16 protein-coding genes are annotated in these 16,340 nt (G+C 59.3%); 3 read left to right on the top strand and 13 right to left on the bottom strand.

Going from position 1 to position 16,340, the window contains the following annotated elements; genetic code table 11:
• The first annotated feature begins 163 nt into the window (after window positions 1-163).
• Entirely contained in the window at window positions 164-1,507 is a 1,344-nt protein-coding gene (gene gdhA / locus B9Z47_RS14040) for an NADP-specific glutamate dehydrogenase (protein WP_108331857.1), read from the top strand.
• A gap of 76 nt (window positions 1,508-1,583) precedes the next feature.
• Here gdhA and B9Z47_RS14035 read toward each other — a convergent pair whose 3' ends face one another.
• Together B9Z47_RS14035 and B9Z47_RS14030 are read right to left on the bottom strand one after the other, a co-directional pair.
• Window positions 1,584-2,204: a glutathione S-transferase family protein gene (locus tag B9Z47_RS14035; RefSeq protein WP_108331856.1), complete on the bottom strand. Its 621-nt coding sequence runs from the start codon at window positions 2,202-2,204 to the stop codon at window positions 1,584-1,586.
• Between the two features lie 68 nt (window positions 2,205-2,272).
• Window positions 2,273-2,944, bottom strand: a complete 672-nt coding sequence (locus B9Z47_RS14030; RefSeq protein WP_108331855.1) for a hypothetical protein — start codon at window positions 2,942-2,944, stop codon at window positions 2,273-2,275.
• 390 nt (window positions 2,945-3,334) lie between these two features.
• Here B9Z47_RS14030 and B9Z47_RS14025 point away from each other — a divergent pair, with 390 nt between their 5' ends.
• Together B9Z47_RS14025 and B9Z47_RS14020 are read left to right on the top strand one after the other, a co-directional pair.
• Window positions 3,335-4,513, top strand: coding sequence for an acyl-CoA dehydrogenase family protein (locus B9Z47_RS14025; RefSeq protein ID WP_108331914.1), 1,179 nt, complete (start codon window positions 3,335-3,337; stop codon window positions 4,511-4,513).
• A gap of 521 nt (window positions 4,514-5,034) precedes the next feature.
• On the top strand, window positions 5,035-5,250 hold the full coding sequence (locus B9Z47_RS14020) for a BrnA antitoxin family protein (protein WP_108331854.1): 216 nt from the start codon (window positions 5,035-5,037) through the stop codon (window positions 5,248-5,250).
• A 21-nt stretch (window positions 5,251-5,271) separates the two neighbouring features.
• Here B9Z47_RS14020 and B9Z47_RS14015 read toward each other — a convergent pair whose 3' ends face one another.
• From B9Z47_RS14015 to ftsW, 11 genes are all read right to left on the bottom strand, one after another.
• The gene (locus tag B9Z47_RS14015) at window positions 5,272-5,595 is read right to left on the bottom strand and encodes a nucleotidyltransferase family protein (protein ID WP_108331853.1); all 324 of its coding nucleotides are present in this window, start codon (window positions 5,593-5,595) and stop codon (window positions 5,272-5,274) included.
• The gene (locus B9Z47_RS14010) at window positions 5,582-5,953 is read right to left on the bottom strand and encodes a nucleotidyltransferase substrate binding protein (RefSeq protein ID WP_304598457.1); all 372 of its coding nucleotides are present in this window, start codon (window positions 5,951-5,953) and stop codon (window positions 5,582-5,584) included. The genes B9Z47_RS14015 and B9Z47_RS14010 overlap by 14 nt, the downstream gene beginning before the upstream one ends.
• Before the next feature lie 90 nt (window positions 5,954-6,043).
• Window positions 6,044-6,886 (bottom strand): orotidine-5'-phosphate decarboxylase, encoded by an 843-nt coding sequence (gene pyrF / locus B9Z47_RS14005; RefSeq protein ID WP_199226404.1) that lies wholly within the window; start codon window positions 6,884-6,886, stop codon window positions 6,044-6,046.
• 209 nt (window positions 6,887-7,095) lie between these two features.
• Window positions 7,096-8,019 (bottom strand): UDP-3-O-acyl-N-acetylglucosamine deacetylase, encoded by a 924-nt coding sequence (gene lpxC / locus B9Z47_RS14000; RefSeq protein ID WP_108331852.1) that lies wholly within the window; start codon window positions 8,017-8,019, stop codon window positions 7,096-7,098.
• Window positions 8,020-8,197: 178 nt separating this feature from the next.
• Complete coding sequence (ftsZ, locus tag B9Z47_RS13995) at window positions 8,198-9,406, bottom strand: cell division protein FtsZ (protein WP_108331851.1); 1,209 nt, start codon at window positions 9,404-9,406, stop codon at window positions 8,198-8,200.
• Window positions 9,407-9,538: 132 nt separating this feature from the next.
• On the bottom strand, window positions 9,539-10,768 hold the full coding sequence (gene ftsA, locus B9Z47_RS13990; protein ID WP_108331850.1) for a cell division protein FtsA: 1,230 nt from the start codon (window positions 10,766-10,768) through the stop codon (window positions 9,539-9,541).
• Window positions 10,769-10,808: 40 nt separating this feature from the next.
• The gene (locus B9Z47_RS13985) at window positions 10,809-11,585 is read right to left on the bottom strand and encodes a cell division protein FtsQ/DivIB (protein WP_233253811.1); all 777 of its coding nucleotides are present in this window, start codon (window positions 11,583-11,585) and stop codon (window positions 10,809-10,811) included.
• Between the two features lie 8 nt (window positions 11,586-11,593).
• Window positions 11,594-12,586, bottom strand: coding sequence for a D-alanine--D-alanine ligase (locus tag B9Z47_RS13980; RefSeq protein ID WP_233253810.1), 993 nt, complete (start codon window positions 12,584-12,586; stop codon window positions 11,594-11,596).
• Window positions 12,583-14,013 (bottom strand): UDP-N-acetylmuramate--L-alanine ligase, encoded by a 1,431-nt coding sequence (gene murC / locus B9Z47_RS13975; protein ID WP_108331848.1) that lies wholly within the window; start codon window positions 14,011-14,013, stop codon window positions 12,583-12,585. Before murC ends, B9Z47_RS13980 begins: the two co-directional genes overlap by 4 nt.
• Entirely contained in the window at window positions 14,010-15,080 is a 1,071-nt protein-coding gene (gene murG / locus B9Z47_RS13970; RefSeq protein ID WP_108331847.1) for an undecaprenyldiphospho-muramoylpentapeptide beta-N-acetylglucosaminyltransferase, read from the bottom strand. The genes murC and murG overlap by 4 nt, the downstream gene beginning before the upstream one ends.
• A complete protein-coding gene (gene ftsW / locus B9Z47_RS13965) occupies window positions 15,077-16,330 on the bottom strand; it encodes a putative lipid II flippase FtsW (protein ID WP_108331911.1) in 1,254 nt (417 codons plus the stop codon). The genes murG and ftsW overlap by 4 nt, the downstream gene beginning before the upstream one ends.
• Window positions 16,331-16,340 lie beyond the last annotated feature (10 nt).

The raw sequence follows: 16,340 nt of genomic DNA, 5'->3' as shown, positions 1-16,340 counted from the left end.
CGCAGAGGGCCGCCAGGCACGCCCAGATCGCACCAAATTGATGCAATTCAATCCCCAAGCTTGTGTGTATTTGCCCCAAAAAGGTGATTTATGCTCAAAAACAGGGATTTCAGTGTGGGAAAATTCATATTCCCTTCAAAAAACGCACTCAAACGGAGCATCCATGACAACAGGCAGCCTGGCCCAGTTTCTCGCCACGGTCAACGACCGCAACCCCGGTCAACCCGAATTCATGCAGGCGGTCACCGAGGTCATGGAAAGCCTGTGGCCCTTCATCGAGCAGCACCCCCAGTACGCTGAGCAAGCCCTGCTCGAACGCTTGGTCGAGCCCGAGCGCGTGGTCATGTTCCGCGTGTCCTGGGTGGACGACAAAGGCCGCGTGCAAGTCAACAAGGGCTACCGCATCCAGCACAGCATGGCCATTGGCCCCTACAAGGGCGGCCTGCGTTTTCACCCCTCGGTCAACCTGTCGGTGCTCAAGTTTTTGGCTTTCGAGCAAACCTTCAAGAACGCGCTGACCACCCTGCCCATGGGCGGTGGCAAAGGCGGCTCCGACTTCGACCCCAAAGGCAAGAGCAAAGGCGAAGTCATGCGCTTTTGCCAAGCCTTCGCCTCCGAGCTGTTCCGCCATGTTGGCCCCGACACCGATGTGCCGGCTGGTGACATCGGTGTGGGTGGCCGCGAAGTCGGCTTCATCGCCGGCATGTACAAAAAACTCTCGAACAGCGCCGCCAGCGTATTCACCGGCAAGGGCCTGAGCTTTGGCGGCTCGCTCATCCGCCCCGAAGCCACTGGCTACGGCACCGTCTACTTTGCCGACGAAATGCTCAAGACCCGCGGCAAGAGTTTCAAAGGCATGCGCGTGTCGGTGTCCGGCTCGGGCAACGTGGCGCAATACGCGGTCGAAAAAGCCATGGCACTGGGTGCCAAGGTCGTGACCGTGTCCGATTCGAGTGGCACCGTGGTCGATGAAGACGGCTTCACCCCCGAAAAACTCGGCATCCTGATGAAGGTCAAAAACCAGGACTATGGCCGCGTCAACGATTACGCCAAACTGGTCGGCGCCCGATTCGAAGCCGGCAAAACGCCTTGGCACGTCAAGGTCGATGTGGCCCTGCCCTGCGCCACCCAAAACGAACTTCACGAGAACGACGCCAAGACCCTGATCGCCAACGGCGTGGTCTGCGTGGCCGAAGGCGCCAACATGCCCTCGACCATCGAAGCGGCCAAGGCCTTTGAAGCTGCTGGCGTGCTGTACGCACCCGGCAAGGCCAGCAACGCCGGTGGCGTGGCCACTTCGGGTCTGGAGATGAGCCAGAACGCCCTGCGCCTGTCCTGGAGCCGTGAAGAGGTGGACGCCCGCCTGTTGGGCATCATGCAAAACATCCATGCCGCCTGCCTGAAGTACGGCCAACGCAGCGACGGCAGCGTCAGCTACATAGCCGGCGCGAACATCGCCGGTTTCGTGAAAGTGGCCGACGCCATGTTGGCCCAGGGCGTGATCTAAAACTCAGCGTGAAAACTTCGGCGGGGCGCTTTGCCACGCTGGCCCCCGCACGGGTCAAGGGCGTCAGCCCGACCTTTCAGGCACGGGCGCTCGGCCGATCGTTCATGCGGCCGCGCCAGGCCTGCAGGGCACTCATGCCCTCATCACCGGGCACAAACTTCATCAGGCCCCGCGCAAACTCCAGCGCACAAAACGCCGTGATGTCGGCGATGGTGAAGCGCTCGCCCGCGATCCAGGGCTGGCCTTGCAGGCGCTGGTCAAAACCCCGCGCCACCTCGCGCACCTTCTCGGCCTGTGAACGGCCGAACTCGGGAAACTGCGGCTTCTCCAAAGCCGCCAAGCCCGGATGGCTGTGGCGAATCGCGTTGGCAATACCGCCCAGCAAATACAGCTCCACCTGCCGGTCGGCCATCTCGATGAAGCCTCGCTCGTCGCCATCCACACCCATCAGGTTGGGCTCGGGGTAGCGGCCCTCCAGCAAGGTGCAAATGGCCCGCGTCTCGGTGATCACGCGGCCGTCGTCTAGCTCCAGCGCGGGCACTTTGGCCAGCGGGCTCTTGGCCAGGTATTCGGGTTGGCGGTGCTCGCCACCGTTGAGGTCCAGGTTGACCATCTCGATGCCGGTGATGTTTTTCTCGACCAGAAACATCAACACCCGGCGAGGGCTGGGGGCGCGGTGGGCGGTATAGAGCTTCATGGACAGTGGGACTCCTCAAAAAAAAGGCCTGCGCCGAGGCTGCAGGCCCATGCGTGGATCAAATCATCTTAAAAATGATACGACACACCCAAGGTCAGCTGAGGCAAAAATTTCAGCTTGGCCACGCCTTCGCGCACGTCGGCCAACTCCTTGTCGACATCGCTCTGGGTCACACCCAAAGAACCACCGTTGACCAGCCCACCGGTGCGGGTTTCAGTGACCTTGAACTTGCCCAAGGAAGCGCCAAAGTCCGAATGAAAGCCCCAGCCCTTGCTGCCCGGCTTGTGACCAAAACCAATGCCGATGTAGGGCGTGGTGCTGGGCATTTTGACCTGAATGTTCAAACTGTCATTGGCTGACAAACTCAGCTGCCGGCCATTGATGTCCACCTTTTGACCGGCACCATTGGCGTACAGGTCAAACCCCACGTCATTGAAGGTCGCGCCGGCCGTCACACGGAAGCTGCTGCCCGAAGGAAACCAGTCGGCCAACAAAGCCTTGCGGCTCCAGTTGATCTTGCCCTGATAAGCCGTGCCAGACTCGTTGAAGGACTTTTCGCGACTGCCCATGGTCAGAAAATCGCCCCGCAAATTCACGTTTGGCGTGACTGCAAAGGCATAACCCACCTGCACACCAAACAAGCCCGCGCCCACGTAGACCTCTTGCGCTTGGGCCACATGGGCCGCGCAACCCAGACCCACCAAAATGCCTGCCCATGCTTTTACTTTTGAAGATTTCAAAATACACCTCGTGAAATAAATGAAAAATTTAATTTAACACTTAATGACGCAAATTAAGCGTTTAAAAATTAGAAAAGCAACGTCAATCTATTCGCAATTTTTTGAAAGCACCACCCAATCACCGCGTCATCACGCCTGATACGGTCTCAAAAGGACCCCATCAGAGTCCACGGCAAGTACGTACATGTGCGCCATCTGCTGCACACCCTCTCGCGCCTTGAGAAACGGGGGGTGAAAAAGGTTCGCTCCGTGGGCGTGGCGACATGACCCCTGCGTGACAGCAAGTCGCCCGGCTGACAGGACCAAACAAGCCCAAGCTCGGACACTACCGCTCATGTTGCATCTTTGCCGTCGGCAAAGAACCACAAGCCAACCACGCGGATGAAGCACATGAATTTTGATATCGCCCCCGAATTGCAGGCCCTGCGCGAGCGCACGCGGCAATTCATCGCTGAACAGGTGATCCCCCTCGAAGGCGACCCGCGCCACGGACCGCACGGCCCGTCTGAAGATCTGCGCCGGGAATTGGTGGACCGCGCACGCGCTGCGGGTCTGCTGACACCGCACGCCTCGGTCGAGATGGGCGGCCTGGGCCTGAGCCACATCGCCAAAGCGGTGGTGTTTGAAGAAGCCGGTTACTCCAACCTGGGGCCGACCGCGCTCAACATCCACGCGCCTGACGAAGGCAACATCCACCTCATGGAAGAAGTGGCCACGCCCGCGCAAAAAGAGCGCTGGCTGCGTCCGCAGGTGGCAGGCCTCACCCGCTCATGCTTTGCCATGACCGAACCCGACCCCGGTGCGGGCGCAGACCCATCGATGCTCAAAACCACCGCCGTGCGTGATGGCGACGACTACGTGATCAACGGCCTCAAGTGGTTCATCACCGGGGCCGACGGCGCGGATTACGCCATCATCATGGCCCGCATGGAAGACGGCTCGGCCACCATGTTTTTGACCGACATGGACAAAGCGGAAATCCAGCTGGAACGCAGCATGGACGCCATGGACAACTGCTTCACCGGTGGCCATGGCGTGCTGCGCTTTGACAACCTGCGCGTGCCCGACACCGATGTGCTGGGCGAAGTGGGCCAAGGCTTTCGCTATGCCCAAGTGCGCTTGGCACCGGCACGCCTGACGCACTGCATGCGCTGGCTGGGGCAGGCGCGGCGCGCACACGACATCGCGCTCGACTACGCCAGTCGCCGCCATGCCTTTGGCAAACCGCTGGCCGAACACGAAGGTGTGGGCTTCATGCTGGCCGACAACGACATCGACCTGCACACCGCCCGCCTGCACATCTGGCACACGGCCTGGCTGCTGGACCAAGGCCAAAAAGGCGGCTTTGAATCGAGCCGCGCCAAAGTGGCCTGCTCCGAAGCCGAGTGGCGCGTGGTGGACCGCTGCGTGCAAATTCTGGGCGGCCAGGGCGTGACGACCGACACGCCTGTGATGCGCATCTTCATGGACATGCGCGCCTTCCGGATTTATGACGGCCCGAGCGAAGTGCACCGCTGGAGCATGGCGCGCAAGTTGGTTTACAAGGCGCAGAAGGTGGCTAAGCTTTGAAACACTCTTGAGGTGATCTTTAAACCAGGTCCGAATACAAGCGCCAAGCTCACCCTGCGCAACCGAACAAGAGGGCTTAGGCTCGTTGCAATTTGTTAAGCTCAATAGTAGACGGTTCGAGAGCGAGTGAGTAAACGGACCAGCCGCCTGCAGGAACGCAGGTCTGCGAACAAGCAGGGGCAACGGAAGCTCGCAATTTTTTTGGGGTGACCCAAATTAAGTGAAAGGCCTTCGGGCCTTTTTCTTTTGTGCATCATGCGGCACACGATCTTAAATTGCAGATGGAAACTTTGAACAACTGTCCATAGACATACCGGGGCGGATTCAGACTGATGCCAGACCCGTTTACATAAAACTCCGTACAGCCTCCCGCACGAGGGGAACAAAAAATTTCTGGGTGAAGTTCTAGGGTAGCGTGTTTCAATCCGAGCCCCCCGCACGGAGGGCGACCAGCAATAGCTTCAGAACCAAGACCGAGGGCCTCGTTTCAATCCACGCCCCCGCACAGATGGCGACGGCGAATGGGACGGCACGCACAACTGTTCAGCACTGAACGAGCGCAGTCTTTGTTGTCGCCACGCGGTCAGCCCAAAGCCGATGTGACGAAGGTTCGGGTGGGCATCCGGCTGTCGCCGGAAGTGATTGCGCATTTCAAAGCCAGCGGCGATAGCTCGCAAACGCGTATTGACTCTGCTTTGCCTCAATACATTGCAAAGCACCCCGGCGGCTCCCATTGAATCGCCTGTTGCAGTTTCAAATCAAGGCTGCAAGACGACGTAGGCCGCTTCGATGTTCGCGTGGAAAGCCTGTGGCAAGCGCGACCACACATGCACGTCCACCAACATGGGTAGCTCGCTCTCTTGCAGGGCAAGTTTCAGCGCATCCCAACCTGGCACGTCCAGGCTCAGATCTGCCCTGTGGCGCAGAACCAAGTCCAGGTCACTGCCTTCGTGGGACTGGCCTCTGACACGGCTGCCATAAGCCCATACTTGTGCCTTTGGCGTGTGTTGGGTCAGCAAGGTTTGCAGCATGTGACGGTGGCGCTCAGACAAGTCGAGCGCAGCCAAATCAAGCGCTGGCATCAAACACCTTTTGTAAGGCCAGCGCCAAATTGCGCACGTCGTGCAAATAAGCAGGCAACAGCTGCAGCGTGTCATTGGCGAAACCCGCGCCGTAGTCATGCGCCGTGCTGTTGCGGTTGGCGCGATAGGCCAGCCAGCGTTCCACCTCGTCACTGGTCATGACGCCATGTTTGCCTGCGTGACGCAACACATCGTTGAACACCCAGGCATCTACGGTGCGTGGTGAGGCCTCAAACGCCTTGAGCGCTTTTCTCAACAATTTACCTGCCGTTTCCAGCGACAGCTCAAAGCTTTTGATGGCAGCGTTGCGGTACAGGTCAAACAACACGCCATGTGTGGATTCGGGGTGCTGTTCAATCGCAAGCAGGGCTTACTCTAAGGTGTCACACCTTCTGTCGAGGTGTTCCACACTCAAAGTCATGGCTTGTTCCTGTTGGCGCTTGCTGGTTCAGCCCTTGGCCGCTTCCAGCATGTCCCGTGTCTGCATCGCCACTTTGCGGGCCGCTTGCTCAAAGTCTTCTCCGCTTGATGCGTAAAGCACCGCACGCGACGAGTTGACGATGATGGCCCCTGCGCTGGAGCCGTCGGCATTAGCACGCCATCCGGCCTTGACGGTGGCGACCGCGTCACCGCCTTGTGCGCCCACTCCGGGGATCAGCAGGGGCACAGTGGGGGCCAGTTCGCGCACGCGCTCGATCTCGGTCGGATAGGTCGCGCCCACCACCAGGCCCAATTGACCGTTCAGGTTCCAGGGGCCTTGCGCCAGACGCGCCACATGCTCGTACAACAGCGGCTGACCTTCCACCGAGGCCAGGCGCTGGTTTTGCAGGTCGTCACCGCCGGGGTTGGAGGTGCGGCACAGCAGGAATGCGCCCTTGCCTTCGTATTTCAGGTACGGGGCCACCGAGTCCCAGCCCATGAAAGGCGACAGGGTTACCGCGTCTGCACCATAACGTTCAAAGGCTTCTTTGGCGTATTGCTCGGCAGTCGACCCGATGTCGCCACGCTTGGCGTCCAAGATGATGGGCACCTGCGGGGCCACACGGCGCATGTGTTCCATCAGGCGTTCAAGCTGGCCTTCGGCGCGGTGTGCGGCAAAGTAGGCAATCTGGGGTTTGAAGCTGCTGACCAGGTCGGCCGTGGCATCTACGATGCGGGCGCAAAAGTCGTAGATTTTGTTGGCATCACCCTTCATGCCCGCAGGGAACTTGGTGGGTTCAGGGTCCAGGCCCACGCAGAGCATGGAGCCGTTTTGGCGCTCAGCGGCGCGCAGCATGTCAAGGAAGGTCATGGCGGCATTTTAAAGCCCACCCAAGATGCGCCTCACACATACGCCTTCTTCCCGCCAGTGGACGATTCTCGTTGTGCTCACCCCCTGTTGGGACTGCTGTGGCGCTGATGATGGCTTCGATCGCCTGTGTGCTGCAGCCATCCCACAAGCAGACCATCTAAAACGCCTGGTGCGGCCACGACCGCCGCACAGCGCGACAGCTGCCAAGCTCACCAGGCTGGCTGCAAAGCCGCAAATCCCTTGGGGGCCTGGCTCGACTTGTCGAAACTGACCACTTCGTACGCATCGGGCTGCGACAGGAGTTCACGCAGCAAAAGGTTGTTCATGGCGTGGCCTGAGCGGAAAGCGCTGTAGGCGGCCAGCAAGGGCTTGCCGACGATGTACAGGTCCCCCATGGCGTCGAGGATTTTGTGTTTGACGAATTCGTCGTCGTAACGCAGGCCGTCGGCATTGAGCACCTTGTAATCGTCCATGACGATGGCGTTGTCCAGACCGCCACCCAATGCCAGGCCATTGGCGCGCATCATCTCTACGTCTTTGGTGAAACCAAAGGTGCGGGCCCTGGCGATGTCTCTGGAGTAGACGCCTTCGGACATGTCAAACACCACCTGTTGCCCAGTGGAGTCCACTGCAGGGTGTCGGAAATCGATCTCGAAACTCAGCTTGTAGCCGTGGTAAGGCTCCAGCCTGGCCCACTTGGTGTGGTCGCCCTCGCCCTCGCTGACCTGGACTGGCTTGAGCACCCGCAAAAACTGCTTGGCGGCCTTTTGCTCGACGATACCTGCGCTTTGCAGCAAGAACACAAACGATGAGGCCGAGCCGTCCAGGATCGGCACCTCTTCGGCCGTGATGTCCACATACAGGTTGTCAATGCCCAGACCCGCACAGGCCGACATCAGGTGCTCCACGGTGAAGACCTTGGCTTGCCCGACCGAGATGGTCGAGGCCAGACGGGTGTCGGTCACCGACTCGGCCCGCACAGGAATGTCCACCGGCTCAGGCAAGTCCACACGGCGAAACACGATGCCGGTGTTGACGGGTGCCGGACGCAGAGTCAGTTCGACACGCTGGCCGCTGTGCAGACCCACGCCGACGGCCTGGGTCAAGGTTTTAAGGGTGCGTTGGGCAAGCATTGGGGCATTTTAATTCGCTCGGGTTTCTATGTTGCTGACAAGGTATTAAGACCATCCCGCAGCGTTCGTCACCCGCACCGAGCAGCGCCACGTGGTCGACACCCCTCATGAAAAAAGGGGCCAAACAGGCACTTGCCCGTTTGGCCCCTTCGTCGGGTCTGAAATCCGGCAGTGCCGCTCAGTCGGCTTGCTTTCGCAAGAAGGCCGGAATTTCGATGTCGTCCATGCCCGCATTGGCCATGCCGTCCACGCGCGCGGCGGCGTGAGTGCGGCTGCTGCGCCAGACGGCCGGTGTGTTCATGCCACTGGCACCCATGGCCACCGTCGAGTTCATAGGGGCCGACACGGCATCATGCCCGCCCATCATGAAAGGCGCATTGTCGGTGCCCGTGCGCAACACCTTGAGCTCGGGGCGCACCATACCGGCCTTGGTTAGACCCGTGGCCACAACAGTCACGCGGATTTGCTCGCCCAGACTTTCGTCATAAGCGGTACCGTAAATCACATGGGCTTCTTCCGAAGCGCAGGCACGGATGGTGTTCATGGCTTGACGAGACTCAGAGAGTTTCAGCGAACCCTTGGCCGCACTGATCAGGACGAGCACCCCGCGAGCGCCTTTGAGATCGACACCTTCGAGCAACGGACAGGCCACGGCTTGCTCGGCAGCAATGCGGGCACGGTCGGGGCCGCTGGCCACGGCAGTGCCCATCATGGCTTTGCCAGGTTCGCCCATCACAGTCCGAACGTCTTCGAAGTCGACGTTCACATGACCTGGCACATTGATGATTTCTGCAATACCACCCACGGCATTTTTCAGCACGTCATTGGCATGTGAGAACGCCTCATCTTGCGTCATGTCCTCGCCACCGGGCAGTTCGAGCAGTTTTTCGTTCAGAACCACAATCAGCGAGTCCACATTGGCCTCCAGCTCCTTCATGCCTTCGTCGGCATTGGCCATGCGGCGCTTGCCTTCAAAGTCGAAAGGCTTGGTCACCACACCGACGGTGAGGATGCCCATCTCTTTGGCGATGCGTGCAATGACCGGGGCAGCCCCTGTGCCCGTGCCACCGCCCATGCCTGCCGTGATGAACAGCATGTGTGCGCCTTCAATGGCCGAACGGATGTCCGACTCTGCGGCCGCTGCGGCTTCACGGCCTTTGTCGGGCTTGCTGCCTGCACCCAGACCGGTTTGGCCCAGTTGAACGAAGCGGTGCGCCGCGCTGCGGGCCAGCGCTTGTGCGTCGGTGTTGGCGCAAATGAATTCAACACCTTGAACCTGTCGTTCAATCATGTGCTCCACGGCATTGCCGCCGCCGCCGCCCACGCCAATCACCTTGATCTGCGTGCCTTGGTTAAATTCTTCTGTTTGGATCATTTCGATGGTCATGGTTTTCTTCCTCAATCTGAATATTTGCAGTTACCTGTATGGCTTGATTTTCGAATCTGTTTGTGGATCAACATCGAATGGGTCTCGATGTCGGCGGGCTGCTGCGTGCCTGAAATCGTTTTTTCCAGTTCATCAGAAGTTCCCCACTATGAAATCTTTGAATCGACCAAAAGCGTTGTTCACTGAACTCTTCTTTTGTGTGACCTTGTAACCACGCAGCCGCGCCAGGCGTGCTTCTTCAAGCAAACCCATCACAGTGGCTGCTCGGGGCTGGCTGACCATGTCGGCCAGCCCACCAGCGTATTTCGGCAAGCCCCGGCGCACCGGCTTGAGAAAAATGTCTTCACCCAACTCGATCATGCCGGGCATCACGGCGCTGCCACCGGTCAAAACGATGCCCGAGGACAAAACTTCTTCATAACCCGACTCACGGATGACCTGGTGCACCAGCGAGAAGATTTCCTCGATACGCGGTTCAATCACGCCGGCCAGTGCCTGCTTGCTCAGCATGCGAGGACCACGGTCACCCAAGCCCGGCACTTCTACCTGTGCATCCGGGTCGGCCAGCAATTGCTTGGCATAACCGCTTTCAACCTTGATGTCTTCCGCATCTTTGGTGGGTGTGCGCAAGGCCATGGCGATGTCACTGGTGATCAGGTCACCTGCAATCGGGATCACCGCCGTGTGGCGAATGGAGCCATTGGCAAAAATCGCCACATCGGTCGTGCCGGCACCAATGTCCACACACACCACGCCCAATTCGCGCTCGTCTTCTGACAACACGGCCAAGCTGGACGATTGCGGATTGAGCAGCAACTGATCGACTTCGAGGCCGCATCGGCGCACGCATTTGATGATGTTCTCGGCGGCACTTTGCGCGCCGGTCACGATGTGCACCTTGGCCTCCAGGCGCATGCCGCTCATGCCAATGGGCTCTTTGACTTCTTGCCCGTCGATCACGAACTCCTGCGGTGCCACCAGCAACAAACGCTGGTCGCTCGAAATGTTGATGGCCCGAGCCGTTTCCATCACACGACCCACATCGGCCTGTGTCACCTCTTTGTCCTTGATGGCCACCATGCCGCTGGAGTTGAGCCCCCGAATGTGGCTCCCGGTGATGCCACAGTTGACGCGGGTGATTTTGCAATCGGCCATCAACTCCGCTTCTTTCAGTGCTTGCTGGATGCTTTGAACCGTGGCGTCGATGTTGACCACCACCCCACGCTTGAGCCCATTGCCCGGAGCAATGCCCAAACCTGCGATCTTCAGCTGGCCATCGGGCAACACCTCAGCCACCACAGCCATGACCTTGGATGTACCAATGTCCAAACCGATGACCAGGTCTTTGTACTCTTTTGCCATTTCAACCACCGTTTCCGTTTGATTCCTGTGCCTTGATCATTCAAGGCTTCTTCTTGGTATCCGATTCCACCGTGCTCACACCATGCAAACGCAAGGCATAGCCATCCTTGTGTCGTAAATCAGCACCGGCCAACACCGTCGCTGTTCGCCCATAGCGCGATGTCACTTGTGAAAGGGTTTTGAAAAACATATTCAGCCTTTCAGTCAAATCTGTGGCGGAGCCACGACCCAATTCGATCCTTGCCCCACTTTGTGTCCAGACACGCCAACTGCCTCGGGGTGTCAATTCGATCAAGTCAATGTCCATGTCCATTGCCGCAAATCGCGGGCTCAGTGCCCGGTACATGCTGGTCACCGTGAGCGACTCGGCCACAGCGCCTTTCATGCGAGGCAGCCTTTCAACATCGATGTCGTCCACATTGGCCTCGAACACCTGGCCCTGTTGGTTGACCATCGTGTTGGCACCTTCCTCACCCCAAAGTGCCACGGGGTGGTGCTCCTGCAATACTGCCCTCAGACGGTTTGGGAATTCACGGTGCACCACAGCGGTACGCACCCAAGGCACGGCCTCAAAGGCCTCTCGGGTTTGATCCAAATCGATGGTGAAAAAGTTGCCCTGCAATTGGGGCATCACATGGGTGCGCAAAGTCAACTCGTTGTTGCGCGACACTTCGCCTTGCACAGCAATGGCTTGCAATGCAAACGCCGGATGTCGCAGCAACCACCAGGCCCAGCTGCCGAAAGCGAGCAGCATGAATGCCAGCATCAGCAAAGCTGAGGCCAGGTTCATGAGCCTGATGTCGGCAGGGACGGGCATGGCGTTTTTCATCCAGGCACCTTCTGGTAATCCAAAGCGGCATCAGCCAGCAAATGGCAACACAAATCTTCATAACTCAGGCCGTCCGCGCGCGCGGACATGGGCACCAGCGAGTGTCCGGTCATGCCGGGTGAGGTGTTGATTTCCAGCAAATAGGGCTGTCGTGTGGCGGCATCGATCATCACATCAATGCGACCCCACCCTCTGCAGCCCAGCACCTGATACGCCTTGACCACCAACGCGTTGATGGCCTGTTCTTCTTCTGCAGACAAGCCGCTGGGCACCAGGTATTGGGTGACGTCGGTGAAATATTTATTCTGGTAGTCGTAATTGCCTTCGGGGGCCACGATGCGAATCATCGGCAAGGCGCGCGCGGTCGCTGCGGCACCCAGGACTGGGCAGGTCACTTCATCGCCCACGATGCACTGCTCACACAAAATGTCCTGGTCACATGCACCGGCCGCTGCCAAGGCGGCTGGCAAGTCTTGTGCATGCACAACCTTGCTGACCCCGATGGATGACCCTTCGCGCGCGGGCTTGACGATCATGGGCAAGCCCAGTTCGGCAATCAAGCTGCGCACCAATTCCGGTCCCGTTTGTGAAGGGTGCACCAGCACATGGCGCGGGGTTGGCAAACCTTCCGCGAGCCAGATGCGCTTGGTCATGACTTTGTCCATGGCCACACTGGACGCCATCACACCCGAGCCGGTGTAGGGGATGCCCAACAGTTCGAGTGCGCCTTGCACCGTACCGTCTTCACCATACCGACCATGCAAGGCGATGAAACAGCGGTCATACCCCTCGCGCTTGAGTTCACTCAAATCACGTTCAGCAGGATCAAAGGCATGCGCGTCCACCCCCATGTCCAGCAAGGCCTTGAGTACGCCCTGCCCCGACATCAGGGAAACTTCGCGCTCTGCAGAACGTCCGCCCATCAGGACTGCGACCTTGCCCAGATGCGCCATCTTTGACGACAGGCTTGTGGCTGTAGCGCTGGTCATGCCAAGACCCCCGTGGTCTGCACCAGCCCTGCCCGCGCGACCACTTGTGCGGGGATGCCGCCAATAGAGCCCGCGCCCATGCAAATGAGCACATCGCCATCACGCGCGTTGTTCATCACGGCCTGCGGCATGTCTGCGATCTGATCCACAAACACCGGTTCTACCTTGCCCGCTACACGCAGGGCACGCGCCAATGAACGCCCATCGGCCGCCACAATTGGCGCTTCACCAGCCGCGTACACCTCGGCCAGTAAGACACTGTCACAGCCTTGGCCGATGACTTTCACAAAATCTTCAAAGCAGTCGCGGGTGCGGCTGTAGCGGTGTGGCTGAAATGCCAGCACCAGGCGTCGCCCCGGGAAAGCACCGCGTGCTGCAGCCAACGTGGCGGCCATTTCGACCGGGTGGTGGCCGTAGTCGTCAATGACGGTGAACCGGCCTTGGCCATCCGCCGTGGACACATCGCCGTAGCGTTGAAAACGCCTTCCGACACCCTTGAAGTGGGACAGCGCACTTTGCACCGCTGCATCGTTGACGCCCAGTTCCACAGCCACAGCAATCGCCGCCAGGGCATTGAGCACGTTGTGCTCGCCAGGCAAATTCAACACCACCGGCAAATCGGGCAAGGTCACGCCATTGCGCCGTTGAACCACGAAATGCATCTGGCCGTTTTCAGCCCGAACATCCACGGCTCGCACCTGAGCACCCTCGTTCATGCCATAGGTGGTGACTGGCCTGGCGATGTCGTCCACGATGGACAACACACCGGGATCGTCGGCGCACACGATGGCCGTGCCATAAAAGGGCATGCGGTGCAAAAACTCCAGAAACGCTGCCTTGAGTTTGGCAAGATCGTGGCCATAGGTTTCCATGTGGTCGGCGTCGATGTTGGTCACCACCGCCATCACTGGTAGCAAGTTCAAAAACGAAGCATCCGACTCGTCGGCTTCCACCACGATGTAGTCCCCCGTGCCCAATTTGGCATTGGCTCCGGCGCTGTTCAGACGCCCCCCGATCACAAACGTCGGGTCCAACCCGGCCTCGGCCAACACGCTGGCTACCAAACTGGTGGTGGTGGTTTTGCCATGCGTGCCGGCAATGGCCACACCTTGCTTCATGCGCATGAGTTCAGCCAGCATCACGGCACGCGGCACGATGGGTATGTGACGCGCACGCGCCGCCAACACCTCGGGGTTGTCCGCTTTCACAGCGGTCGAGGTGACCACTGCATCGGCGTCCTTGACGTTGTCCGCGCTGTGGCCCACATGGGTCTCGATGCCCAAATCGGCCAGACGTCGCAATGTGGCACTGTCGGACAAATCTGAGCCTGAAATTTGGTATCCCAGATTCAGCAACACTTCGGCAATGCCGCTCATGCCCGAGCCGCCCACACCGATGAAATGAATTTTCCGGATGGCGTGTTTCATGCTGCCAACTCCTCACAAGCCATCACAACCTCCCTGGTCGCATTTGTTTTTTTCTGTTCATAAGCCTTTTGCGCCACCTCCAGCAGGGCTTCACGGCTCAAGGTAGTCAGCCGATCCGCCAGGTTCTGCGCGGTCAATTCCGCCTGCGGGACCAACCAGCCGCCACCCTTAGCCACCAGAAAGCGTGCATTGGTGGTTTGATGGTCATCCACCGCAAACGGGAATGGCACAAACAAGGCAGCCACCCCCACCGCAGCCAACTCGGTCACTGTGCTGGCCCCGGCACGACAGATCACCACATCGGCTTGAGCAAACGCACTGGCCGTGTCGTCGATGAACGGTGTCAGTTCGGCTTGCACACCAGCTGCTGCGTAGTTGTCGCGCAAGGCTTCAATTTGTTTGGCCCCACTTTGGTGGATCACCACCGGGCGGATTCCCACAGGCATCAAAGCCAATGCCTGCGGCACGATGTCGTTCAGCGCTTTGGCGCCCAAGCTGCCGCCCACCACCAACAGGCGCAGCGGTCCGCTGCGTCCAGCGAACCGGACAGCAGGCACATCTTGCTGCGTGAATGCGCGACGCAGGGGGTTGCCGACCCATTGCCCGGTCCGAAAGACGCCCGGAAAAGCGGTAAACACCCGATCGGCCATGGCGGCCAGCACCTTGTTGGCCAAACCCGCCACCGAGTTTTGCTCATGCAGCACCAAGGGCTTGCCCCACAAGACGGCCATCATGCCGCCGGGAAAAGTGATGTACCCCCCCAAGCCCAGCACCACATCGGGCTGCACGCGTCGCACCACCTGCAGGCTTTGCCAAAATGCGCGCAGCAAGCGCAGCGGCAACACCAGCAAAGTCTTCAGGCTTTTGCCACGCACGCCTGCGAAATCAACCGGTTCAAACGCGAAGCCACGTGCAGGCACCAGTTCTTGCTCCATGCTGCCAGGTGCACCCAGCCAATGCACGCGCCAGCCAGCTTCACGCAGAGCTTCAGCCACAGCCAAGCCCGGAAAAATGTGCCCGCCAGTGCCACCGGCCATCACGAGGGCGGTTTTGATCTTGTCTGTCATGATCGGCCCCCACGCATCATCTGTTTGTTTTCTGAATCGATGCGCAACACGATGGCGATGGCAATCAGGTTCAGCACGATGGCCGATCCGCCATAACTCATCAGGGGCAAGGTCAAGCCCTTGGTGGGCAAGGCCCCCAGATTCACACCCATGTTGATGAAGGCCTGAAAACCGATCCAGATGCCCACACCCTGGGCCACCAGCCCGGAGAATACTTTGTCCAGCGCGATCGACTGGCGACCGATCACCATGATGCGTCGGCTCAGCCACAAGAAAAGGAAAATCACCAGCGACACCCCGACCAAACCGAATTCCTCACCAATCACCGCCAGCAGAAAATCGGTGTGGGCTTCGGGCAACCAGTGCAACTTTTCCACACTGCCTCCCAAGCCCACGCCCCAGACCTCGCCACGACCAATGGCGATCAGGGAATGCGACAACTGATACCCTTTGCCCAAAGCATGCTCGGCACTGAACGGATCGAGGTAGGCAAAAATTCGCTCACGCCGCCATGGCGAAGCGGCAATCATCAGCACAAAGGCCCCCACCAACACGCCGAAAATCAGAAAGAACATGCGGGCATTGACGCCCCCCAAGAACAAAATGCCCATGGCGATGATGGCAATCACCAAAAATGCGCCCATGTCCGGCTCGGCCAACAGAAACACACCCGCCAGCGCCACCGCAGCCCCCATGGGCCACACGGCCCGGAAGAACTTTTCCTTCACTTCCATCTTGCGCACCATGTAATCAGCGGCATAAATGATGGTGGCCAGTTTGGCCAATTCCGAGGGCTGGAAATTCATCACCCCCAGCGCAATCCAACGCCTTGCGCCGTTGACACCCTTGCCAATGAAGGGCACAAGCACCAGGGCCAACAAGATCAGGGCAAAGACAAACAGGGGCCGTGCCACCTTTTCCCAGGTCTCCATGCGCACCTGAAAGGCCAGCAAAGCCGCAATGCACCCCACGACGATCGACAACACATGACGCGTCAGGAAGTGCGTGTGCGTGTAACGTGAAAACCTGGGGTTGTCCGGCATGGCAATCGATGCCGAGTACACCATGACCATGCCCCACATCAGCAAGGCCACCACCACCCAGACCAAAGCCTGGTCAACCCCTTGCAAACGCGCCGAAGCATCAGAAGGATGGCGGACGAACTCATACCCCCCCAGATTGACAGGCAAGCCCTGAGCACCACCGGGCAACCCGCCTGCGCCACCAAAAAACGCACCGACGCGGGACATGGCGACTTGC

Origin of the sequence: Limnohabitans sp. 2KL-1 (genome assembly GCF_003063435.1) — a bacterium.
Classification (GTDB): domain Bacteria; phylum Pseudomonadota; class Gammaproteobacteria; order Burkholderiales; family Burkholderiaceae_C; genus Limnohabitans_A.
Note: the sequence above shows the minus strand (reverse complement) of the source record. Positions and strands in the feature narration are given on the sequence as shown.